Raw genomic sequence first — 20,979 nt, forward strand, 5'->3', positions numbered from 1 at the left:
GGCGTGTTTTACTGGTTATGTGCAACATAATGCGCAAAAGCCAGGGTGTGAGCAATATGTTGCCCAAGTCAGATGAGCGCCCCAACGTCCTCGAACATGTTTCTGAAAACGTTCGCCGCCTGCGTCGCGCGGCGGGGCTGAGCCAGGAAGCCCTGGCCGGCGCCGCTGGTGTCAGTCGACGCATGCTGGTGGGTATCGAAGGCGGCGATGTGAATGTCAGCCTCGCCACGCTGGATCGCATTGCCGCAGCCCTCGGCGTGCTTTTCCCGGACCTGGTGCAACGGCCGGATCGTCCCGATCGCTCGCGTATCAATGCTGTCGCCTGGGTCGGCTCCAAGCCGGGTAGCCGCGCGACCCTGCTGGCCAGTTCCGCGACGCGACACGAGGTCGAACTCTGGAGCTGGTCGCTGGAGCCCGGTGAGCGCTATACGGCTGAACCGGATGCCGAGGGCTGGCGAGAGATGATCTACGTGATCGAGGGCAGCCTCAGTGTGCTGCGCGGCGAGGAGAAGCAGCAGGTGGGCGCCGGGGATTTCCTGGTGTTCGGCAGCGACCAGCTTTACACCTATGCCAATGAAGGCGACGTGCTCGTCCGCTTCATTCGCAATGTGCTGACCTGAACCTCAGAGGTACACCAGTCACTTACAGGTACAGCGGTATCGCTTGGCTGAACCGATCCTGCACTCGGTGCGCTGCGCGCACCGGTGGTGGAGTGTTACTCCTGCTCGTCTTCATCCTCTGCATCGCCGCCGACAGCGTCCAGGCAGAGCAGGGCGTGGTCGCCTTCGGCCCCTGCAAGTTTCCAGCAACCGGTGGCGCTGTCGAAGCGCGCAGATTGCACGGCCGCCTGGGTGAAGCGCCATTCGCGGCGGGTGCGTCCGTCCATGCACGCAATGCACAGCAACTGGGCCTCGGGTTCGCCGGGCTGGCCTGCTTGCAGCGCTTCCACCAGCACTTCGTCGAGATCGAACTCCCAGGCGTGCAGGTCGTCGATCAGCAGCATATCGGCGGCCAGCAGCGCATCCAGCAGGTTTTCGTGAGTCATCAGGCGTTCATCCATCATCAATTGCGGCGGGGGCGAAATGATAAAGCAGGTGGCTGATCACTGCTCGGCCTGACTGGCCAGGTACTGCTGGTTTTCTTCGCGAATGCGCCGGGCCTCTTCGTCATAGAGGAAGGGCAGGAACATGTAACGGCGGCCTTGCGTGACGGGCGTGGCCTCGTGCAGCAGCGAGCAGGAGAACACGACTGCGCCGCCCGTGGGGGCGCAGTAGAGGCTGCGGCCGAATTCCGGGAAGCGCAGTTGGCCGCCTTCGTACTCGCCGCTGTTGAGGAACAGGGAGACGGCGAAGCGGCGGTGTGCGGTGCCCTTGGTGGTGTTGTCGCGGTGGGGGCGGAAGTGGCCGCCTTCCGCGGCGTCGTAACAGGCGACCAGGTAGCGCTCCATGCGTGTGGCGTTGAATTGGAAGGCCTTCAGCAGTTCGGGGATCAGTCGCGTGGTGATGCGGTGCATGCAGGTCTGGCGCAATTGCTCGTCCTCCAATGCGCAATCGCGGCGGCGCTTGTGTTCGTGCTTGAGGACTTCGACCGTCATGCCGTCGCGTTCGATCATATAGCCGGATTCGCTTCCGCCCTGACGCTCGTAGTAATCGATCAGTTTCTGGCACAGGGCGGGTTCGAAGATGCGCGGGATCACCAGGACCGGCGCCTGAGGCTGGGCGGTAGCCGGTGCAGGGACGGGGTCCTGCGCCTGGAGCAGGGCGAGGACGTTATCGACATGGCCTTCGCCACCCGTGGCGATAGGCAGCACCGCAATCACCCGCAGCCGCGGGTCGAGCACATAGGTCATCTGGCGAATCGCGCCATTTTCCCGCTGGACGCCGTAGAGGTTGCAGATTGTGCGGTCGATGTCCCAGAAGAAGCGAACGCCTGGCAGTAAATCGCGGATGCGCTGCTGGTCGCGGTCGCGCGGGTCGACGATGACGCCGAAGAAACTCGCCTGGTCGTCGTTGAAATGTTCGCGGCGCGCAAGCAGGTCTGTGAGTACGCGGGATGCCGTCGGGTCTGACGTCGAGCCGAGAAAGCTCAGGACGATGTAGCGTCCGGCTGCGGTGTCGAAGGTGAAACGCTCGCGGCTAGGGGTGCTGCTGGTGAACCAGGGCACCGCTTCGCCCGGCTCCACGGGTGATCTGCGCTGGGTCATGGTTGTCTCCTTTGCCTTGGTCTCAACCTAGCCCAGGTGCCGGGCGCGTGCCTCCCGGTCCGCCAGACGCGTCTTCGCAGGGCATGACCGGTGCTTTACTCATTCCCAGACGCCCAAGGAGCCAATGGATGATCCACTACTACGCGCAGGATGGCGGCGTCCTGCACGCCACTGCAGGCCAGCCCGGCGTGGCCATTCCGCCAGGCACCTTGTGGATCGACCTGATGGACCCCGAACCGGGGGAAGCGGCTTTCATCGCCGAGGCACTGGGCGTGGAGATTCCAGGCCGCGAGGCCATTGTCGAGATCGAGGAAACCTCGCGCCTCTATCAGCACGCCGGCACCCTCTACATGAATGCCACCCTGGTGAGCGGCCTGCGCGAGCAGCGGCCGATCTCCAGCGACGTGATGTTCGTGGTGGCGCCCGATTACCTGGTGACAGTGCGCTACGCCAACCTGCCGTTCTTCGAATACCTGGAGGACAAGTTCCTTCGCGAGCCTGAGACTCACGCGTCCAGCGAGCAGATATTCCTCTCCCTGTGCGGCAGTGTGGTGGACCACATTGCCGACATGCTGGAGCTGATGCAGCGTGAACTGGATGAGATGTCCGGCGCGGTGTTCAGCGAGGAGCGCGGCGCAGCGCCCAGAAGCAAGGGCAGCCGGACCGACCTGCAACAGGTGGTCAAGCGCCTCGGCCGGCACAACTCGGCGCTGGTGAAGTTGCGCGAGAGCCTGACCGGCATGGGTCGGGTAGTGGACTATTCGAATGCGTGGTCGGAGCTCTGGCTGAGCGAGCAGGGGCTGGATCGCTCGCGTTCGATCGAGCGGGACATCCGCTCCCTGGTGGATTACGTGGCAAAGATGTTCGACGAGATCGCCTTCCTCCTTAGCGCCACCCTGGGGCTGATCGACATCGAGCAGAACAGCATCATCAAGGTGTTTTCCATTGCCGCCGTACTCTTCCTGCCACCGACCCTGGTGGGCACGGTGTACGGCATGAACTTTCGCTCGATGCCGGAGCTGGATTGGGCGTTCGGCTATCCGGTGGCGCTGGGCCTGATGGTGGTATCGGCGATCCTGCCGTATGCCTGGTTCAAGTGGAAAGGCTGGTTCTGACTCAGGGCTTGCGGGTGTCCAACAGGGTGTCGGCCTCGGCGATATGCGCCTTGCGCGACTTGCGTTCGAACAGGCACAGCTCGCGGCCGCGCTGGTCTTTCATATGGGGCTGGGGGTAGCGACCCTCGAGCACCAGGGCGGTCAGCCCGAGGCGGTCATCGAAGAGCACCGGCTGGCCGGCGGGATGGACGTCCTGCAGACCACTGACGGCCTTGCAGGCACTGAGCAGGCGGGCGTCGTGCTCCTTCCAGGCCTGGTCGCTGGAGGCGTGGGCCTGGGCGGCAAGAAGTGTGGCGAACAGTAGCGGGAACGGGTTTTTCAAGGGATAGACCTCGGGCGCGGTTGGCAATCTGCTATGGACCGCTGGCGAGAGCCCGGGTTTCGTAGGTTGGCGCTGAGCTTGCGAAGCCCAACGATCGGCTGTTGGGCTTCGTTGCGCTCAGCCCAACCTACGGCTTCTCAGTAGTCGTTCTTGCAGCCGGTGCCCCAGACCAGGTACTCCAGGGTCTTAGTCTGCATCTGGCTGTCTTCGTAGGTCATGCGTGCCGGCCCGATGCCGCAGAAAGTCGACAGGTCGGTCATTTCCAGGACCCGGGCGATATCCAGGTGCACGCCGTACTCGTATTGAGTAACCGGCGGTGCGCTCTGGCCCGTATTGGCGGCAAGGGCGACGGTGGAGACAAGGCTGAGGCTCAAGGCGACTACAAGGGTTTTCATGGTGGATTCTCCTGCTGGAGAGGGAATTTGCGGGTAGTCCCGCGTCTACTGACCATCGGGCATCGAAGGGATGCCGCTGCCGGTGGTCATGCTCGAGAGCACGTCATCCCTGCGGATGAGCGCGTGGTAGAGGGCCGCCGCCAGGTGCGCCAGGATGCTGATGAACAGCAGGTACGCCAGTACAGTGTGGGCCAGGCGCAACAGGGCATAGAGCTGCGCGTCCTGCGAGACGATGGGCGGCAGTAGCAGGGACTCGTGGAGCACCAGCGGATAACCGCCCGCCGATTGCATGGCCCAGCCCACCAACGGCAAGGCGAACATCAGGGCATAGAGCAGCAGGTGCGAAAGCTTGGCGATCCTCTGCTGCCAGCCGGGCATGTCGCTGGGCAGCTCTGGCACGGGGCGGGCCAGGCGCACAGCCAGGCGAATCAGCACCAGCACCAGAAGCACCAGACCCAGAGGCTTGTGCACGGCAATCAGTAAGCTGTGGCGGGGGGACAGGTCGCCCACCATGCTGACGCCAATGAACAGCATGGCCAGCAAGAGGATCGCCATCAGCCAGTGCAGTACACGCAGCAACGGATTGAAATGGGTCGGTGCGCTCATGGCTGGGCTCCTTGCTCGGGGTGTGGCGCACCTTCACGGGTGCGGCGGTTGTAGGACACGGCATAGGCGGCCGAGCGCGCGGCGAGAATCGGGTCGTCCGAGGCCTCGATGCCGCCGGGCAACACCAGTGGGTCGTAGTTGATGTCGCGGCAGGCGCCGGTGTCCTGAGATTCGGCGCTTTCCACCACCAGGGTGCCGGCGTCCACCTGCTTGCGATCGGCCGGCCATTGGCGAGTTGCGTCGTGGGTGGGGTCCCCGAGGTCGGCCAAAGTCAGTATCAGATGCCAGCGCAGGGGGCCCTGGGAGAGGCGCTGCTGCAGGTCATGACTGAGAAACTCCGGGTCGTTACCGGCTTCGCCAATTGGTTCAAAGGGCGTCTCGGGCTGCATCGACCAGCGCACGTAGTGGCCATTATCGTCGGCATCCACCAGGCGGAAGGCATTGACGCCGTTGTAGGCGACGTTGGCGAAGCTGTTGCTGGGTTTCGCGGTCTGGGCCCATTGGCGGAAGGCAGTACTTTCCGGGTGGGCGGCGAAGAATGCCTGCATCTTTGCCGGGTCCGGCTTGCCGGTAGCGGGGTCGGGACGCGAGGCCAATACCTGTTCGTAGAACGCTTCCGGAGTGGCTACCGGCAACACTGGGAAAGAGTTCATGCCAGTGCGCCACTGCTCTCCACCGGGTAGCTGGAAGAGCAGGGCCATGCTGCGGACCGGAACGCCGGCGTCCGGTACGTGCGGATTGCTCCCGCCAATGGCCAGGCGACCGATCACCGGCACTTTGCCGGGCGCGAATACGCTGGCGCGGGACAGGCTTGTCGCTTGGCCGCTGCTCTCGAAGTGCCCGGTAATGCAGATGCCTTTCGCGTGGTTCTTGCGGTAGCCGGGAAACTTCCCGGCGTTGGCCTCGAAGGCGTCGATGATTTGTTGTGGCGTCAGACGTTCGCCGCCGATCCAGCCGGCGGCATAGGCGAAGCCTGCTGCCAGGCCGCCAATGGTCAGGCTGATCACGGCCAGCCGTGCCGCCAGGTCTAATCCCTTGGGTGTTGCCTTGCTCATGCGATACTCCCGGGCGATATGCCCTTGTCCATGAGCCGGTATGACGCAGGCGGGCGACCTTTATTCCCGGCCGGGAATAAAATCCTGCTTCGCGCGTCTACCCGTCGCACCCTTGGCAAGAGCGGCACACGAACTGGCTATGAACATGATTGAAGACGCGGAACTGCGGGAGTTGTTACAGCGACTGCGGCGTTTTGCTCTGTGGCTGACGCGCAATGCCAGCAGTGCCGACGACCTGGTCCAGGCGACACTGGAACGAGCGCTTTCCCGCTGGAGCAGCAAGGGCGACGGCAACCTGCGCGCCTGGTTGTTTTCCATCCTCTACCGGCAGTTCCTCGATGGTCAGCGCCGCGCCCGACGTCATGCGCGGCTGCTGGAGTTCTTCGGCGCGCGTAGTGAGGAAGCGCCGTCCACCGAGGACCTCGTGGTCAACCAGGCCACCCTGGAAGCCTTTGGCCGGCTGCCGGCGGAGCAGCGTGCGCTGTTGCTGCTGGTGAGCGTCGAAGGGCTCAGCTACAAGGAGATCGCTGAAACCCTGGCAATCCCCATCGGCACCGTGATGTCCAGGCTGTCCCGCGCGCGCAAGGCGCTGCGCGAACTGGCCGAGGGCGAGATGTCCAACCCTCAGCTTCGGGTACTCAAATGAACGTATTCCATCCCGGTGAAGACGACCTGCACGCCTATCTCGACGGCCAGCTGGATGCTGAGCAACGCCAGGCGGTGGAGGCTTATCTGGCAGCCAACCCTGGGGCGGCGGCGCAAGTGGAAGCCTGGCGCCGCGACGCTCAGGCGCTACGGGCGGCACTCGCCAGTCCGGGGTTGGCACCTAACCCGCGCCTGGACCCCCGGGCGATACGTCGCTCGATGCACGCGCGCAAGCAGCGGCGCCTCGCCTTGGCCGCGTCCTTCGTGCTGGCATTGGGTGCTGGTGGCATCGGTGGTTGGCAGGCACGGGACATGAGCCTCGCGGCCGCGAATCCACCCATGCAGGACGCCCTGCAGGCCCACCGGCTGTTTTCGGCGAGTCCTGTGGTCGATATCCAGGTGACCCGGCCCGGAGAACTCCAGGCCTGGCTGGACCAGCGCTTCAGCCACGCGGCGCGGATTCCCGATCTCAGCCCCTATGGCTTCAACCCGGTGGGTGGGCGCTGGCTGGTGACGGAGCAGGGGGCCGCGGCGTTGTTGCTGTTCGAGGATGGCCAGGGGCAACGGGTCAGCCTGTACCTGCGAGCGCCGGGCTCGCTCTATCCGAGCATGAAGAGGGGCCAGCGTCGCGACGGCGAACTGGAGGCGCGGTACTGGTCGAGGGATGGCTACAACTACGCGCTGGTAAGCCGCGAAGGCGACCCGCGCGGAGATGTTCTGGGCAGGGCGCTTTCGTTCTGATGGGAGGGGCCTCTGGGGGGATGAGGTCACTCCGGTAGGGTTTGCCGTGCGCACCGGCGGTGTGACGGGGTGTCGAAGCGGTTCCTGAAGTCGATGCGCACAGCGCACCCTACGGTCTGATCCTATGGGGGGAACTCATTGGCTATGTCGGTACAGGAGCCTTGTAGGCGCTAACTTGCTAGCGAAAAAGGGGCTATTCGCTGGCAAGCCAGCTCCTACGGGCAATGCAGCTTCTCGCGACGTCACAGCGACTTCAGGTATTCCGCGATATCTGCGATATCCGCCTGGCTCAAACCGAGCGACTTTTTGGTGTTGTAGGTCGCTACCACGGCTTCCAGGGTTGGAGCGGTGCCGTTGTGAAAATACGGCGGATGTTGCCAGACGCCTCGTAGCGGTGAGGTCCGATACTGCTTGGTCGCGCCACGCGAGGCATAGCTGGGAGCACCTTCGGGTTCGGGCTCGCTGACCACTTCAGCAAGGGCATGCAGTCGGGTATTGGCGTCAGTGAACTTGGGCCCGCTGTGGCAGGTAGCGCAGCGGGCAGCGCCGTCGAACAGGACCTTGCCGTGTTGCGCTGCCTCGGCATCGATGCGTGCGGGTGGTCGTGGCGCTTCCAGAGACAACTGGTACGCCTGCAGGGCCGGCAGCTTGCTGCTGATCAGATCGTCGCTGCCATTGGTGACGCTGACCCCCGTGCGTGGTTCGGTGAACGTGCCATGCCCGCCCATCTGAGTGACACCGACGTAGCGGTTCCAATAGGCAATGTTGTCGCCATCGCCGGTGAAGGTCACCCGCTTGAGGCCCGCCAGACCATAGGCAGGGGGGATGACCACGGGCCCGTTTCGGCCGTCCAGGTTGTAGCGCGGATCGTATTTGCCTTTGCCCCACGACTTGTAGACGGCTTTCTGCTCCGCGGTCAGCGCTGCCGACATTGCAATGATGGCGCCCACATCGAGGTCGCGGTTAGGCCAGCCGTCGAGCCGGTGGCCGATGCCAGGGAGCAAGGCATTATCGACGGTGGAATGGCATAACGCGCAGGTCACCCCAAGGGTCGCGATGCGGCCTTTCTCGTCGAAGGTTGCCTTTAATCCGACTACGGCGTCCTGCCGCAATAATTCGCGCGTGCCGCTGGCGAACAATGGGTTTTTCAGCACGAACTTGGTGAAATCCAGCTTGTCGAGGTCTACCTTCAGCCCCAGTGCCAAGGCTTCCACTGGCTGGATCTCACTGTCGACGATCTCGTGGAGTCGCAACGTCTGGGTCCAGTGCGTCTCGTTGCCGAAGGTGTCGAAGCGGAAGATCTGCTTGCCGGCTTCGATGGTCGCGGGATCGTTCACCCCTGTATCCGCCGTAGCGGGTTCGCTATCAGCGGTCCCCGACTCCGAATCCGTGCCGCTGCCGGCGCCGCAGCCAACCAGGGCAAGCAATGCCCACACGCATGAGCAAGACAGAAACTTCGTCATCTGTGTCCTCCCGGGCCTGCCACTCAATAGCCGTGGCGGCCCCTGGCGATGTGGCGCAATCTGCTTCCGGTCGGGGAGCGGTGCCTTGTGGCAAGCGCTTCATTAGTTGGATAAGGGCCTGGCGGATGAGTTCGACATTTTCCTGAGCTGCTGCACCGAGCATCTACCGGCTCGGGCGGAGACTGCGTTGCGACTTGGGGAGTAGCACTGGAGGCGGGTATCACCGAAGGCGCTGACCCGTAGGATGGGACGCGAAAACCCTGCGCGCGGGCTCGGCCCATCCTCCGAGGGTGAACGTGGGATCAGGCCTGCATCGCCGCACCGTGCACATCCATCGCGGCCTGGCGCAGGGCTTCGGAGCGGGTCGGGTGCGGGTGGCAGGTGAGGGCGATGTCTTCGGCCGAAGCTGAGAACTCCATGGCCACGCAGTACTCGCCGATCATTTCGCTGACGCTCGGACCAACCATGTGCACACCCAGCACTTCGTCCGTGCGCTCGTCCGCCAGGACCTTCACGAAGCCTTCGGTCTCATGGTTGATCTTGGCCCGGCTGTTGGCGGTGAAGGGGAACTTGCCGACGCGGTAGGGACGGCCTTCAGCCTTCAACTGTTCTTCGCTCTTGCCTACGCTGGCCACTTCCGGGCGGGTATAGATCACGCTCGGGATTAGGTTGTAGTTCACCTCGGCAGCCTGTCCGGCGATGCGCTCGATGCAGACGATGCCTTCGTCTTCGGCCTTGTGCGCGAGCATTGCGCCGGAGGTGACGTCTCCGATCACCCAGACACCGGGAGCCGTTGTCTGGTGGCGTTCGTTGGTGAGCACACCGCGGTTATCGGTTGCCAGACCCACGGTCTCCAGGCCCAGCCCTTCGGTGTAGGGCCTGCGGCCGATGGCGACGAGCACGTAGTCCGCTTTGAGATTCTCCGCAAGGCCGCCTGCGGCCGGCTCGATGGATAGCTCGACGCCGGTCTTGTCCGACTTGGCGCTGGTGACCTTGGAGCTGAGCTTGAAGGTCATGCCCTGTTTAATCAGGGAGCGTTGCAGGGTTTTCGCGGCTTCCTCGTCCAGGCCAGGGCAGATGCGGCCCAGGTACTCGACCACGGTCACCTGGGCGCCTAGGCGACGCCAGACCGAACCGAGCTCCAGTCCGATGACGCCAGCGCCGATCACCACAAGGTGCTTGGGCACCTCCGGCAGCGACAGGGCTCCGGTTGAATCGAGGATGCGCTCGTTGTCGATGGTCACGCCGGGCAGGGGACTTGGCACCGAGCCGGTGGCGACGACGATGTTGCGGGCCTCCAGCGTCTGCTGCTGGCCGTCGGCCGAGGTCACCACGACTTTGCCGGCGCCGTCGATGCGGCCCCAGCCCTTGACCCATTCCACCTTGTTCTTGCGGAACAGGAACTCGATGCCCTTGGTCAGCGCGGCGACGCTCTCGGCCTTCTGTTTCATCATCTGTGCGAGGTCCAGCTTGGGTTCGACCTGAATCCCAAGGGTGGCGAACTCCTTGCCGGAGGCCGCTTCATAGAGTTCGGATGCGTGGAGCAGGGCCTTGGACGGCATGCAGCCGACGTTCAGGCAAGTGCCGCCGAGGGTGTCCCGACCCTCGACGCAGGCCACCTTCATGCCCAGTTGCCCGGCCTTGATCGCCGCGTTGTAGCCGCCTGGGCCGCCGCCTATCACCACCACGTCGTACGCACTCATGGATTCACCTCGGTCAGGAATTCGTAGGGGGAAAGCAGAAGACTAGTGGACAACGGGCAGCCTTCCAGCCCGGTAATATCTCGCTTGAATTATGGTTGTAATATTATTCGTGGCGTATTCGCCGTCAAGCGCAGTTGGATCGGGGTGGTCACCAGTCCAGGCGTAGTTGGCTCTCGAAGTGGCGCGACTCGCCGCTGATGGGGTCGTCGAAGGCCAGGCTGCGGGCCAGCAACTTGAGGGGGCGCTGGTAGTCGTCCGAGCCGCCCTTGTCGGTCAGCTCCGGGTAGAAGCCGTCATTGCAGATCGGCGCGCCGAGGGCGGCCAGGTGCACCCGCAGCTGGTGCTGTTTGCCGGTGATGGGCGAGAGGTCGTAGCGCCAGAGGTCGCCATTCTTCTCCAGCACATCCAGGCGCGTGCGGGTGTTCGGCTCGCCTTCCATTTCCTGCATGCGGAAGAAGGGCTCGCCCTTGCCGAGGCGGGTTTCCCGCAGGAGTGGAAAGTCCAATCCTGGCAGGGCCGGGGCGATGGCTTCGTAGCGCTTGTGGATTTCGCGGTCGCGGAATAGCGCGTGGTAGATGTTGCGGCTGGCCGGGTTCGCGGAGAACAGCACCAGGCCGGCGGTATGGCGGTCGATGCGGTGCAGGGGAACCAGGTGGGGATTGCCCAGGCGCCGTGTCAGGCGCGCCTGGAGGGTTTCCTCGACGTACTCGCCGGCAGGCATCACCGGCAGGAAGTGCGGCTTGTCGGCTACCACCAGATGCTCATCGACGTGCAGCACCGATTCCTCGAAGGGGATGATCTTCTCGTCCTTCACTTCGCGGTAGTAGTGCACTCGTAATGCCAGCTGGTAGGGATGCGCCGGCCCAATCCGGTTGCCGTCGCCATCCGTCACCTTGCCGCTGTGCATACGCTCCACCCAGGTCTCGCGGGCGATAGCAGGAAAGCGCTCGCAAAGGCAGTCCAGCACGGTGCTCCAGTTGCCCGGGGGCAGGTGGAGGACGCTGGGGCGGATGCTCGGGTTATGGGACATGTAGTGTTTCGGCGCGTTTCAGGGGCCGGGCATTAGGCCGCACATGACTGACCGGAGTCAAAGGCAGAGGATAGAATGCACCCGCCGTGCGCCGGCGGGCAGGAGCCCCGCCGCATTTGCCGTTCCATTGCAGGCGCACGCCAGGACATTCGTTCAAAAGAGGACCGTTGTATGCACTTCAAGTCGATTTCTCTCAGTCTTGCCTTTGCCGGCCTGCTCCTGGCCGGTTGCAGCTCGACCGACAAACCAGAAACCCCCGACGCGCCTGCAGCCGAAGAAAGCACCAGCGCTGCTGCGCCTTCGCTCTCTGGCACTTGCGACAGCTCGGCGGTCTCCGCCCTGGTGGGCAAGACCGCCAATGTCGCACTGGTCGAGCAGGCCAAGCGTCAGTCCGGTGCCGAAACCGCTCGCGTGCTGCGTCCCAACCAGCCGATCACCATGGACTACAACTCCCGTCGCCTGAACATCGACGTGGACGCGACTGACGTCGTCAAACAGTTCAGCTGCGGCTAAAGCAGTCGGAGTATCGCCACGCCTGCTGCTATCACCCCGCAGGCCAGCAGGCGGATCGGTGGCGCCGGCTCCTTGAGCAGTAATGCACCGATCAGCAGCGCGAACAGCACGCTGGTTTCCCTCAATGCGGAGACCAGCGCCACCGGCGCCCGGGTCATGGCCCAGATGGCAATGCTGTAGGCCGCCAGCGACATCGCCCCTCCCGCCAGGCCGCCACGCCAGTGGGGCCCCAGTTGCAGGAAAGTTCGAGACCCTCTGGTGATAGCGATTACCACGACCATCACCAGGGCGTTCACCGAGAACAACCACATCGAGTAGGAGAGCGCATCGCCATTGCTCCGTGCCCCGGTGGCATCGGACAGCGTGTAGCCGGCGATGAACAGCGCTGTCATCAGGGCGCTGCCGACCAGCGATGCATGGAGGGGCTCCTTGCCGCGACCGCCGCGCACTGCCATCAACAAGATCCCACCCACCAGCACCAGTAGCCCCGTCAGCTCACCCAGGCTGATTCGGTCACCCAGCAGCAACACCGACAGCGCCGCCACCATCAGCGGCGAGCTGCCGCGCGCCAGCGGGTAAACCTGCCCGAGGTCGCCATGCTGGTAGGCGCGGGCCAGGTAGACGTTGTAGCCAATGTGGAAAATCGCGGAGAGCACGATCCAGGGCCAGGCTTCCAGCCTGGGCACAGCCACGAAGGGCAGTGCGAGAAGCGCGACCAGGCCGGCGGCGATCTGGATCAGGGAGGCGGTGAGGAAGCGGTCGAGACCGATCTTCAGCAGTGCATTCCAGCCGGCATGCAGCGCGGCGGCAGTAATGACCATGAGGAAGACGGAGGAATCCACGCGGGGCGATCCTTGGGCGCTGTGGGAGAGCGAGATAGTGCCACAGCGGTCGCCCTGAGCGCGGAATCTGGCACCTCACTTGTAGGGGCGAGCTTGCTCGCGAAGCGTCCGAGCACGATCTTTCGCGAGCGAGCTCGCTCCTACTGCTGTCAGATGCGGAAGCTACCCGCCAGCTGTTGCAGGCGCGCGGCCTGCTGGTCGAGGTCGGCGCAGGCGCGCAAGGTGGCCTGGAGGTTTTCCACGCTCGGATGTACAGCTTTGAGTCGGGACGTGGCGAGCATCGCGACTGAAGTCGTTCCCACAAGGGACCACCTGTGGGAGCGACTTCAGTCGCGAAAAGGGTCAGAGCTGCTTGAGCATCTCCTCCAGATGCACGTAGTCCAGATGATGCGCGGCGGCGACGCTGCCATTGGTGAGTCGCCCCTTGGCAACGTTGAGGCCATGGCGCAGGTGCAGGTCGTCTTCCAGGGCCTTGCGTGTTCCCTTCTGCGCCAGGGCGATGACGAAGGGCAGGGTGGCGTTGTTCAGGGCGAGGGTGGAGGTACGTGCCACGGCGCCGGGCATGTTGGCAACGCAATAGTGCACGACGCCATCCACTACGTAGGTGGGCTCGGCGTGGGTGGTGGCCCGCGAGGTTTCCGCGCAGCCGCCCTGGTCGATGGCGACGTCCACCATCACCGCGCCATCCTGCATGCGTGCCACCATTTCGGCCGTGACCAGTTTGGGTGCCGCGGCGCCGGGAATGAGCACCCCGCCAATCACCAGGTCCGCCGCCAACACCTGTTCGCGCAAGGCACTGTGGGTCGAATAGAGGGTTGTGATGCGATTGCCGTAGAGGGAATCCAGCCGGCGCAGGGCATCAACGCTCTTGTCCAGTACGGTGACGTTGGCCCCGAGACCAACCGCCATGGCCAGCGCATGGGTGCCGACGACTCCGCCACCCAGCACCACCACCTTGGCCGGCGCTACACCGGGTACGCCGCCGAGCAGCACGCCCCTGCCGCCTTTGGCTTTTTCCAGACAGCTGGCGCCGGCCTGGATGGACATGCGCCCGGCCACTTCCGACATGGGCGCGAGCAACGGCAGTCGGCCGTGACTGTCGGTGACGGTCTCGTAGGCGATGCAGGTGGCACCGGAGGCGATCAGTTCGTCGGTCTGGGGACGGTCCGGTGCCAGGTGCAGGTAGGTGAATAGGGTCTGCTCGGGGCGCAGGCGGGCGCGCTCCTGGGTGAGCGGCTCCTTGACCTTGACGATCAGTTGGCCCTGCTCGAAGACCTCGCCGGCGCTGCTGGCCACCTTGGCACCCGCGGCCTGGTAGTCCTCGTCGGAGAAGCCAATGGCGGCTCCAGCCTTGGTCTCTACCCAGACTTCATGCCCCAGGCGGGTCAATTCGGCCACAGATTGCGGGGTCAGGCCGACCCGATACTCGTGGTTCTTGATCTCCTTCGGCACTCCGATACGCATGGCGACCTCCAGGGTTCTTGTTGTCCTTGGAACAAGTGTAGAAACCCCGGCATAGCGGCCCCGCCGAATACGGGAGCCTTTTCAGGGAATCTCCCTGAAAAGTGCGAGGAAAACAGGGTGTGGGCCGATATCTCAATCCTTGCTGTTCTTTTGCTTCCCGTCATCGCTCATGCCACCGAGCAAATCCACTGGCAACGGGAAGACGATAGTGTTGGTCTTGTCGCCAGCGATGGCGTTCAGCGTCTGCATGTAGCGCAACTGCATGGCGCCGGCCTGGCGGCTAAGCATCTCGGCGGCCTGCATCAGCTTCTCGGAGGCTTGCAGCTCACCTTCGGCATGGATCACCTTGGCCCGCCGCTCACGCTCGGCCTCGGCCTGGCGGGCGATGGCTCGAACCATGGTTTCATTGAGGTCGACGTGCTTGATCTCGACATTGGAGACTTTGATCCCCCAGGCATCGGTCTGAGCATCCAGCGCCTGCTGGATGTCGACGTTCAGGCGTTCGCGTTCGGCCAGCATCTCGTCCAGCTCATGCTTGCCGAGCACCGCGCGCAGTGTGGTCTGGGAGAGCTGGCTGGTGGCCATGAGGAAGTTCTCCACCTGGATGATGGCGCGCTCCGGGTCAAGCACGCGGAAGTACACCACCGCGTTGACTTTCACCGAGACGTTGTCGCGGGAGATCACGTCCTGGGGCGGAACGTCCATGACCACGGTTCGCAGGTCGACTCGAACCATTTGCTGGATGGCCGGGATGATCAGAACCAGCCCCGGCCCCTTGATCTTCCAGAATCGCCCGAGTTGGAACACTACGCCGCGCTCGTACTCGCGCAGGACACGGATGGCCGATACCGCCAGGACGATCAATAGGAACAGGAGGGTGGCAAAGCTCAGCGGAAAGGCCATGTTTCAGTCTCCTCTGGGCGGACGCTCATCCGCCGTCACGTCCAGCAGCAGTCCATTGCGTGCCAGCACGCGCACGCGCTGGCCGCTCCTCAAGGGGGCATCGCTGCGCACCTGCCAGCGCTCGCCCTGCAACTGGACCCAGCCAATGTGCGGGTCGTCCACCCCGAGATCGAGCAGGGTGGTCTGGCTGCCCACCAGTCCGGCATCGCCGCTGACCAGTGCGCGCCGCCGGGAACGAACGGCCATGGCGAGGATGGCGAAGATCACCAGTGCGCTCGACAGGGCCACGGTGATGATCAGCGAAAGCGGGATGCCGTAGCCCGGAACTTCGGTGTCGATCAGGATTACTGCGCCGACGACGAAGGCGGCGATGCCGCCGAATCCGATAATGCCGAAGCTGGGCATGAAGGCTTCTGCCGCCATGAACAGGATGCCCAGGAGGATCAGCGCGATGCCGGCGAAGTTCACCGGCAGCAGCTGCAGCGCATAGAGCGCGAGGATCAGGCAGATGCCGCCGATCACGCCGCCAACGCCACTACCGGGATTGGAGAACTCGAAGATCAGGCCGTAGACGCCGATCATCATCAGGATCAGCGCCACGCTGGGATTGGTGATGACCGCGAGGATCTGCGCGCGCCAGTCCGGCTCGTGCTGCACCAGCCGCGCACCATTGGTGGCCAGTGAGATTTTCTGTCCGGCGACTTCCAGGTTCTTGCCGTCCAGTTTGGCGAGCAGGTCCGGTACATCCCGGGCTAGCAGGTCCACTACTTTCAGGCGCTGGGCATCGGTGGCGGAGAGACTGACGGACTCGCGCACTGCGCGCTCGGCCCACTCGGCGTTGCGCCCGCGAAGTTGCGCCAGTCCGCGGATATAGGCCGCTGCATCATTGACCTGTTTGCGAGCCAGGGTTTCCTCGTTACCCGCTGGCGCGGTCTTGTCGTCTTTTGGCTTCTCGTCCTTGCCGCCGGCAGGCTTGTCGCCTTCAGGTTGGCCGGGCATGCCGCCGATCTGCACCGGTGTAGCTGCGCCCAGGTTGGTACCTGGTGCCATGGCCGCGATGTGGCTGGCGTAGAGGATGTAGGTGCCGGCACTGGCGGCCCGTGCGCCACTGGGGGCGACGAAGCTGGCCACCGGCACGGGGCTGGCGAGTATCGCCTTGATGATGCTGCGCATGGAGGTGTCGAGGCCGCCAGGGGTGTCGATCTGGATGACCACCAGTTGCGCCTTGTCTTCCTCGGCGCGTTCGATTCCCCGGGTCAGGTAGTCGGCGGTGGCAGGCCCAATGGGGCCGTCGATGGAGAGCACGCTGATGCTTCCCGCGGCCAGCAGCGTGCCGGGAGCGATCAGGGCCAGGCACAGGAGCCTGCTTAGTAGCCAGCGGATCATGGTGACCTCACGCCGTGCGTGTTCACCTAAAGCATAGTTGACGTCTTTAGTCGGGTATTTTCGACGGGAAAGCCAGGTGCAAGGGAATGCGTGCAAAGGAGATGGCTGCCTTGTGAGGGTGACTTCAGTTGCTGAGCAGGACGAAGTCCTGCCCGCCAATGTCCAGGATCGCTGAGCGGCCCATAGCGATTGAAATCGCCCCCACAAGGATCGCGCCACCCTACAACGCTGCACGGAACAGCGGCTTGCACGCCTTGGCCATCTGCTCGATATGGCGGTGGTCGGTGCCGCAGCAACCACCCATGACATTGATGTGCGGCAGGCGCTGGCGCAGCCAGGCATATTGTGCGCCAAGCTCCTCGGGGTCGCCGCTGTCAAGCGCGATGGCCTCGTTCAACTCGGCATGGCTCTTGCGCGAGGCATTGGCGCGCAGTCCGCGTATGCGTTGCACCCAGCGGCTTCCAGGAACGAGCACATCCTCGAAATGGTCAGGGTGGGCGCAGTTGATCATGTAGTAGGCCGGGTAGGAGGCCGTGGCCCTGTCGACCTGTTCGAGGGCTTCTTTCAGGTCCTGGCCGGTGGGCAGCCTGCCATCGGTTTCCACCGTGAAGGCGATAGCCACGGGCATCTGTGCCGCGCGTGCAGCAAGGGCGATACCCAGCGCTTCCTCCACATAGTTCATGGTCATGGCGGTGATCATGTCGGCGGAGGTTTCGGCAAACACGCCGATCTGCTCGCTGTGGTACTGCTGGGCCTCGTACTCATCCATGGTCTCATCGGCGATATACCCATCTCCCCGGGGACCGACACAGCCGCTTACAACCACGGGAGTGCGACCACTTTCCACTTCTCTACGTAGCTCGTCCAGGAGGGCGATGGCCTGGCGGTTGGCCTCGGCCAGTCCCTGGGGGGTGAAGCCGAGGTGACTGGCCCAGTCGGGATTGGCGCGCCAGGTCGGACTTTCCAGGATCAGGCCGGTGCCGTAGTGGCTGGCGATGGCGCAATAGGTGCGGAAGTACTTGCGCAGGGCTTCCTGGCCATCCGGGTAGTTGAGCAGCACGAAGGCTGCGAAGTCGGGGAGGGCAAGCCCCTCGTGGAAGACCAGGGTGGTCTCGATGCCACCATCGGTCAGGAATAGTTCACCCTCCAGTTGTGGCAGGGCATCGCGATATTGGGCCATGGCCTGGACTCCGTGACCGGTAGATGTTCGCTGTCCGGAGCGGGCTTCTTGGCGAAGACGGAGCGGGCAGCCGGGCTGGCCTCGGGCTGGTTCCGCGATTGATGGGGTGGCCCGTAGGCAATGCACCGGGCGGGCTGTGGGCGCCCGGCAGGTAAGAGAAAAGGCTAGCACCGCCGCGAGACGCGGCCTGGCTGGGCTGATGGGTGGGGATGGCGGAGCGTGCAGTCTTTGAGTGTGGGAGCGAATTTATTCGCGCATGAATTCGTTCCCACAGGTATGTCCTCAACGGCTGGTCGCGTCGGACGCTCCATTGCGCTCATGGCGATACGCGCTCACGGCTTCGTACACCGCCTTGCGCAGGCGGTTGATGCCGCCGATGGGGCGATGCTCCGGCAGGCCGTGCCAGGGGTTGAAGGAAAGGTTGTCACAGGCAAGGTTCTGTTCGCGGCTGTCGAAATCCTGGGCCGGAACCTTGATGGTGGCGACGGTCACGAAGGGAGAGACGGACTCGTCCCACTCGACGCTGGTGTCTTCGATCGGCATGTAGTGCTGGGCATTCTGCTTCTGCACCTGGAATGCGAAGCAGGCCGGCACACGGTCAAGGGACAGTTGCTGGTACAGGGCGTTGCGCAGGAAGTTGGGGAGCGCGGTGTTCTGTTCGGGCAGCTCATACGGCGGGCAGCTTTGCGGGTCGGGAATGACGCGGTACTTGATGTTCGCCTCGCCCAGCTTGTACGGCGAGATGGAGCTGTAGGTCGCGCTGACCGGGCTGTCCGGTGCCGGGGCCAGGGTCTTCAGGGCGATGACCAGGTGGCGGATCTCCCAGGTGCGCGGGTCCCAGCTGGGGAAGAAGGCGCCGACCTTCTCGCCGTTGGCCTGGGCGTTGAAGTTCTGCCGGTACTCGGCCACGTCACGAACGAAGAACACCGGATGGTTGAACATCACGAAGTCCTGCTCGTTGGTGTGCGTCGGGCTCTTCATCAGTTTCTCGCCGGGCACGTCGAGCAGTTTGATGGCCATGCCGCGAGCGTCCCGCGCGCTGTCGAACTGCGGGAAGGCGTTGCCATTGGACAGGCGAATCCAGGCTTCCCAGGTCTTGCCCGGTTCGGCGAAGACGCCGGCGCGCAGGCCTTGATCGAGGTCGGGCACGACGCTGACCTGCGCCTTCACGCAACCATGGGCCTTGGCGTGGGCGTCGCGCAGTACGCGGGTGTTGTCGCGGTGCTGTTCGACGATGCGGACGGCGTCGTCGATGATGGCGCGGGTCTGTGCCGCCTCATCGGCAGGGATGACCTCCTCGCTTGGCACCGGACCGGAGAATTTCCAGCCGTAATAGGCCTCGCCAGCCAGCCAGCCGACCAGGCCGACCACCAGCACGAAGAGAGTGAGCTTGCCGAGTAGTCGGCCGAGCCAGAGCCAGAAACGCTTGAGCATGGGAGCTTGGGTCCTTGTTCTGCGTGGTAGGGGCGAGGGCTCAGCCCTGGCAGTCCGGGCCGGGATTCCACGGCTTGGCCTGGACGGGGGTGAGCTGGCTTTCCTGCGTCGGGTCACCCAGCACCTTGAGGTACTCGATCAGCGCCAGTCGTTCGTCCGGGGACAGGGCGCGGCCGATCACGCCGTCCTTGCGGCAACCATCACGGAACTCGTGGCCGTGGTTGCCGTTGCCCTTGATCGAGGTATCCAGCAGGAAGCTTCCGGGGAAGGCCGTGGTCTGGAATCCGACGAACTTCGGGTCGTACTCGAAGCTGCCGACATGGAACTGACTGGCCCGCTCGGTGATGGGAGAGAGCAATTGGAACAGGGTCGGAACCGAGCCGTTGTGCAGGAATGGTGGTGTCGCCCAGATGCCATCCAGGGGGCGAGCCTTGTAGCCGCGCTTCTCCTGCACGCCGATGGGCAGGCCGAAGCCGTCCATGTTCGCGCGCTCTTCGCCGGAGATGCCGGCCTGCTTGTAGGCCTGCTCCTCTACGAAGGAGGTGATATAGGCCAGGCCCTTGGCGCTGGAAACCTTGCTGAAGTCCACCTGCTCCAGACTTGCGCCGAATAGTTTCACGTCGAGCTTGGCCAGTTGTTCGCGGGTCCAGCCCAGCTTGCTGATGTCGAAGCGGTGATCGGCGATGTTGTCGGCCGTGGTGGAGTCGGTGCCAACAATGTCGACGGGCACGATACGCATGTGCCATTCCGGGTCGCGGCCGGGCGCCATGCGTTGCTCGAGCGGCACCACGTTGGGGGCATGGCAGTAAGCGCAGTTCTCGACGAAGAGGGCGCGGCCCTGGCTCGCACGGGCCAGGTCTACCTTGCCGAAGATGGCCTCCGGCCAGGTGGGCGGGGCGAGTTTCTTCAGGGTTTCCTCGAGGGTATGGAGATCACGCACGCGCACGCTGGAGGCGTAGCGGTCGGCTTCCGGCACCTGGCCACCGTCCGCCTGGAAAAGGTGCAGGCTGGCACCCACGCCTAGCGCTTCGCCTATGTTGCGGGCCATGGGTTGCATGGCAGAGCCGTTCCACTGCACCCAGTCGAACTTCCAGATGTCCCAGAGGTGCGGGTAGCTCACCGGGGCATCGGCAATGCGGTAGTTGTCCGGGCTTATGGCGTCGCCATAGACGCTATTGGCGATACGGCCGAAGGCATCGGTGCGGCCGAAACCTTCTTCGGTGGGGTACAGCCCACGATGGGTATCGTTCCAGGCGGTGCCGAGCAGGCGGTCGAGGACTTGCTTGAACTCGCTGCGCAGTTCCTTCTTGCCCTCCGGGTAGCGCTCGCCCAGTACCTGTTCGGCGAAGCGGCTGAACTTCAGCGGGTTGTAGTAGGTGAACGCCATGCTCATGCCAAGCGCCTGGCCGAAGCTGCCGCCGCGCAGGGTCGGCACGGTGGACGCCAGGGAGTGCAGTGCAGCGCCACCGTCGATACGCACGGCCTGACCCTTGTAGCGCAACTCGCCGGTATGGCAGGCGGCACAACTGATATCCAGATACTGCGCGCCGGTTTTCTCGTCCTCGTGGCGTGCCATGCCCACCGGCAGGTTGCCGGGGTTCAGTGGCGTGGCTTTCTGTTGTGGGTCGACCAGGAAACCGAAACGCGCCAGGTACTCAGGGCGGGCGAACTTGTCCTGGGAGAAGGGCAGTTCCAAAGCTGTGAACCACTCGTAGCGCAGACCTTTAACCGTAGTGCCCTGAGGGGTGTAGTAGTAGGTCTGGCGCTCCTGGTCGCTCCACTGCGCCTGGTAGTGCAGCTGGCTGGGCACCTGGTAGGCCGGAAGGTTGGGGTTGGCGATGTAGTAGAGGACGACCGCCAGGCCGGCGAGCAGGAGAACAAGCACCAACCATAGGACACGGCGTAGGACGCGCATCAGATACTTCCCTGTAACTTGACGAAATTACCTACCTTATGCCAATCGGTAGGGGTATTGGCAA

The 20,979-nt window shown here is 64.0% G+C and carries 21 protein-coding genes and 1 pseudogene; 5 read left to right on the top strand and 17 right to left on the bottom strand.

From position 1 onward, the window contains the following. Window positions 1-29 precede the first annotated feature (29 nt). Window positions 30-620 (top strand): helix-turn-helix domain-containing protein, encoded by a 591-nt coding sequence (locus SA496_RS10205; RefSeq protein ID WP_256660967.1) that lies wholly within the window; start codon window positions 30-32, stop codon window positions 618-620. A 95-nt stretch (window positions 621-715) separates the two neighbouring features. Here SA496_RS10205 and SA496_RS10210 read toward each other — a convergent pair whose 3' ends face one another. Both SA496_RS10210 and SA496_RS10215 read right to left on the bottom strand, forming a co-directional pair. Continuing rightward, window positions 716-1,045 carry a DUF5629 family protein gene (locus SA496_RS10210; RefSeq protein ID WP_120651330.1) on the bottom strand — a complete coding sequence of 110 codons (330 nt, stop codon included), beginning with the start codon at window positions 1,043-1,045 and terminating at the stop codon, window positions 716-718. 57 nt (window positions 1,046-1,102) lie between these two features. After that, window positions 1,103-2,203, bottom strand: coding sequence for a 2OG-Fe(II) oxygenase (locus tag SA496_RS10215; protein ID WP_330115368.1), 1,101 nt, complete (start codon window positions 2,201-2,203; stop codon window positions 1,103-1,105). Window positions 2,204-2,331: 128 nt separating this feature from the next. Between SA496_RS10215 and SA496_RS10220 the strand changes: the two genes are divergently transcribed. Next, on the top strand, window positions 2,332-3,318 hold the full coding sequence (locus tag SA496_RS10220) for a magnesium transporter CorA family protein (RefSeq protein WP_120651328.1): 987 nt from the start codon (window positions 2,332-2,334) through the stop codon (window positions 3,316-3,318). Between the two features lies 1 nt (window position 3,319). Here SA496_RS10220 and SA496_RS10225 read toward each other — a convergent pair whose 3' ends face one another. The 4 genes from SA496_RS10225 to SA496_RS10240 form a co-directional block, all read right to left on the bottom strand. After that, window positions 3,320-3,640: a hypothetical protein gene (locus SA496_RS10225; protein WP_120651327.1), complete on the bottom strand. Its 321-nt coding sequence runs from the start codon at window positions 3,638-3,640 to the stop codon at window positions 3,320-3,322. 137 nt (window positions 3,641-3,777) lie between these two features. Next, a complete protein-coding gene (locus SA496_RS10230; protein WP_120651326.1) occupies window positions 3,778-4,035 on the bottom strand; it encodes a DUF2790 domain-containing protein in 258 nt (85 codons plus the stop codon). Window positions 4,036-4,080: 45 nt separating this feature from the next. Further along, window positions 4,081-4,641, bottom strand: coding sequence for a cytochrome b (locus SA496_RS10235; protein WP_120651325.1), 561 nt, complete (start codon window positions 4,639-4,641; stop codon window positions 4,081-4,083). Next, window positions 4,638-5,696 carry a catalase family peroxidase gene (locus SA496_RS10240; protein WP_120651324.1) on the bottom strand — a complete coding sequence of 353 codons (1,059 nt, stop codon included), beginning with the start codon at window positions 5,694-5,696 and terminating at the stop codon, window positions 4,638-4,640. The genes SA496_RS10235 and SA496_RS10240 overlap by 4 nt, the downstream gene beginning before the upstream one ends. A 139-nt stretch (window positions 5,697-5,835) precedes the next feature. Between SA496_RS10240 and SA496_RS10245 the strand changes: the two genes are divergently transcribed. Together SA496_RS10245 and SA496_RS10250 are read left to right on the top strand one after the other, a co-directional pair. Further along, window positions 5,836-6,342 (top strand): sigma-70 family RNA polymerase sigma factor, encoded by a 507-nt coding sequence (locus SA496_RS10245; protein ID WP_120651323.1) that lies wholly within the window; start codon window positions 5,836-5,838, stop codon window positions 6,340-6,342. Beyond that, window positions 6,339-7,082 carry an anti-sigma factor family protein gene (locus SA496_RS10250; RefSeq protein WP_330115369.1) on the top strand — a complete coding sequence of 248 codons (744 nt, stop codon included), beginning with the start codon at window positions 6,339-6,341 and terminating at the stop codon, window positions 7,080-7,082. The genes SA496_RS10245 and SA496_RS10250 overlap by 4 nt, the downstream gene beginning before the upstream one ends. Before the next feature lie 242 nt (window positions 7,083-7,324). On the opposite strand, the gene SA496_RS10255 is transcribed toward SA496_RS10250, so the two are convergent. From SA496_RS10255 to SA496_RS10265, 3 genes are all read right to left on the bottom strand, one after another. Then, a complete protein-coding gene (locus SA496_RS10255) occupies window positions 7,325-8,545 on the bottom strand; it encodes a c-type cytochrome (RefSeq protein ID WP_330115370.1) in 1,221 nt (406 codons plus the stop codon). A 302-nt stretch (window positions 8,546-8,847) separates the two neighbouring features. Continuing rightward, a complete protein-coding gene (gene lpdA, locus SA496_RS10260; protein WP_330115371.1) occupies window positions 8,848-10,248 on the bottom strand; it encodes a dihydrolipoyl dehydrogenase in 1,401 nt (466 codons plus the stop codon). Between the two features lie 148 nt (window positions 10,249-10,396). Beyond that, a complete protein-coding gene (locus SA496_RS10265) occupies window positions 10,397-11,278 on the bottom strand; it encodes an RluA family pseudouridine synthase (RefSeq protein ID WP_120651319.1) in 882 nt (293 codons plus the stop codon). 171 nt (window positions 11,279-11,449) lie between these two features. Here SA496_RS10265 and SA496_RS10270 point away from each other — a divergent pair, with 171 nt between their 5' ends. Continuing rightward, window positions 11,450-11,791: an I78 family peptidase inhibitor gene (locus SA496_RS10270; RefSeq protein ID WP_120651318.1), complete on the top strand. Its 342-nt coding sequence runs from the start codon at window positions 11,450-11,452 to the stop codon at window positions 11,789-11,791. On the opposite strand, the gene SA496_RS10275 is transcribed toward SA496_RS10270, so the two are convergent. The 8 genes and pseudogenes from SA496_RS10275 to SA496_RS10310 form a co-directional block, all read right to left on the bottom strand. Continuing rightward, complete coding sequence (locus SA496_RS10275; RefSeq protein WP_120651317.1) at window positions 11,788-12,633, bottom strand: EamA family transporter; 846 nt, start codon at window positions 12,631-12,633, stop codon at window positions 11,788-11,790. The two genes, SA496_RS10270 and SA496_RS10275, sit on opposite strands and share 4 nt — an antisense overlap. A 149-nt stretch (window positions 12,634-12,782) precedes the next feature. Then, window positions 12,783-12,875, bottom strand: a pseudogene (locus SA496_RS29165) (hypothetical protein); the annotation flags it as partial. 100 nt (window positions 12,876-12,975) lie between these two features. Next, window positions 12,976-14,097 carry an alanine dehydrogenase gene (gene ald, locus SA496_RS10285; protein ID WP_120651316.1) on the bottom strand — a complete coding sequence of 374 codons (1,122 nt, stop codon included), beginning with the start codon at window positions 14,095-14,097 and terminating at the stop codon, window positions 12,976-12,978. Window positions 14,098-14,229: 132 nt separating this feature from the next. Continuing rightward, window positions 14,230-15,000, bottom strand: a complete 771-nt coding sequence (locus tag SA496_RS10290; protein ID WP_120651315.1) for a slipin family protein — start codon at window positions 14,998-15,000, stop codon at window positions 14,230-14,232. Window positions 15,001-15,003: 3 nt separating this feature from the next. Beyond that, window positions 15,004-16,386: an NfeD family protein gene (locus tag SA496_RS10295; RefSeq protein ID WP_120651314.1), complete on the bottom strand. Its 1,383-nt coding sequence runs from the start codon at window positions 16,384-16,386 to the stop codon at window positions 15,004-15,006. Window positions 16,387-16,606: 220 nt separating this feature from the next. Then, the gene (locus SA496_RS10300) at window positions 16,607-17,566 is read right to left on the bottom strand and encodes a homocysteine S-methyltransferase family protein (RefSeq protein ID WP_120651313.1); all 960 of its coding nucleotides are present in this window, start codon (window positions 17,564-17,566) and stop codon (window positions 16,607-16,609) included. 282 nt (window positions 17,567-17,848) lie between these two features. After that, window positions 17,849-19,000, bottom strand: a complete 1,152-nt coding sequence (locus SA496_RS10305) for a catalase family protein (protein ID WP_330115373.1) — start codon at window positions 18,998-19,000, stop codon at window positions 17,849-17,851. A gap of 40 nt (window positions 19,001-19,040) precedes the next feature. Continuing rightward, the gene (locus SA496_RS10310) at window positions 19,041-20,915 is read right to left on the bottom strand and encodes a di-heme-cytochrome C peroxidase (protein WP_153922061.1); all 1,875 of its coding nucleotides are present in this window, start codon (window positions 20,913-20,915) and stop codon (window positions 19,041-19,043) included. Between the last annotated feature and the right edge of the window lie 64 nt (window positions 20,916-20,979).

The sequence above is a fragment of the Pseudomonas sp. JS3066 genome, assembly GCF_036328175.1.
Classification (GTDB): Bacteria; Pseudomonadota; Gammaproteobacteria; order Pseudomonadales; family Pseudomonadaceae; genus Metapseudomonas.

Excerpts from the sequence above, each read along its gene's own strand:
- SA496_RS10220 (WP_120651328.1), top strand. The coding sequence starts at position 2,332 with ATGATCCACTACTACGCGCAGGATGGCGGCGTCCTGCACGCCACTGCA.
- SA496_RS10230 (WP_120651326.1), bottom strand. The coding sequence starts at position 4,035 with ATGAAAACCCTTGTAGTCGCCTTGAGCCTCAGCCTTGTCTCCACCGTC.
- SA496_RS10290 (WP_120651315.1), bottom strand. The coding sequence starts at position 15,000 with ATGGCCTTTCCGCTGAGCTTTGCCACCCTCCTGTTCCTATTGATCGTC.
- SA496_RS10305 (WP_330115373.1), bottom strand. The coding sequence starts at position 19,000 with ATGCTCAAGCGTTTCTGGCTCTGGCTCGGCCGACTACTCGGCAAGCTC.
- SA496_RS10235 (WP_120651325.1), bottom strand. The coding sequence starts at position 4,641 with ATGAGCGCACCGACCCATTTCAATCCGTTGCTGCGTGTACTGCACTGG.
- SA496_RS10255 (WP_330115370.1), bottom strand. The coding sequence starts at position 8,545 with ATGACGAAGTTTCTGTCTTGCTCATGCGTGTGGGCATTGCTTGCCCTG.
- SA496_RS10300 (WP_120651313.1), bottom strand. The coding sequence starts at position 17,566 with ATGGCCCAATATCGCGATGCCCTGCCACAACTGGAGGGTGAACTATTC.
- SA496_RS10240 (WP_120651324.1), bottom strand. The coding sequence starts at position 5,696 with ATGAGCAAGGCAACACCCAAGGGATTAGACCTGGCGGCACGGCTGGCC.
- SA496_RS10310 (WP_153922061.1), bottom strand. The coding sequence starts at position 20,915 with ATGCGCGTCCTACGCCGTGTCCTATGGTTGGTGCTTGTTCTCCTGCTC.
- SA496_RS10205 (WP_256660967.1), top strand. The coding sequence starts at position 30 with ATGCGCAAAAGCCAGGGTGTGAGCAATATGTTGCCCAAGTCAGATGAG.
- lpdA (WP_330115371.1), bottom strand. The coding sequence starts at position 10,248 with ATGAGTGCGTACGACGTGGTGGTGATAGGCGGCGGCCCAGGCGGCTAC.
- SA496_RS10250 (WP_330115369.1), top strand. The coding sequence starts at position 6,339 with ATGAACGTATTCCATCCCGGTGAAGACGACCTGCACGCCTATCTCGAC.
- SA496_RS10210 (WP_120651330.1), bottom strand. The coding sequence starts at position 1,045 with ATGACTCACGAAAACCTGCTGGATGCGCTGCTGGCCGCCGATATGCTG.
- SA496_RS10270 (WP_120651318.1), top strand. The coding sequence starts at position 11,450 with ATGCACTTCAAGTCGATTTCTCTCAGTCTTGCCTTTGCCGGCCTGCTC.
- ald (WP_120651316.1), bottom strand. The coding sequence starts at position 14,097 with ATGCGTATCGGAGTGCCGAAGGAGATCAAGAACCACGAGTATCGGGTC.
- SA496_RS10265 (WP_120651319.1), bottom strand. The coding sequence starts at position 11,278 with ATGTCCCATAACCCGAGCATCCGCCCCAGCGTCCTCCACCTGCCCCCG.
- SA496_RS10215 (WP_330115368.1), bottom strand. The coding sequence starts at position 2,203 with ATGACCCAGCGCAGATCACCCGTGGAGCCGGGCGAAGCGGTGCCCTGG.
- SA496_RS10245 (WP_120651323.1), top strand. The coding sequence starts at position 5,836 with ATGAACATGATTGAAGACGCGGAACTGCGGGAGTTGTTACAGCGACTG.
- SA496_RS10295 (WP_120651314.1), bottom strand. The coding sequence starts at position 16,386 with ATGATCCGCTGGCTACTAAGCAGGCTCCTGTGCCTGGCCCTGATCGCT.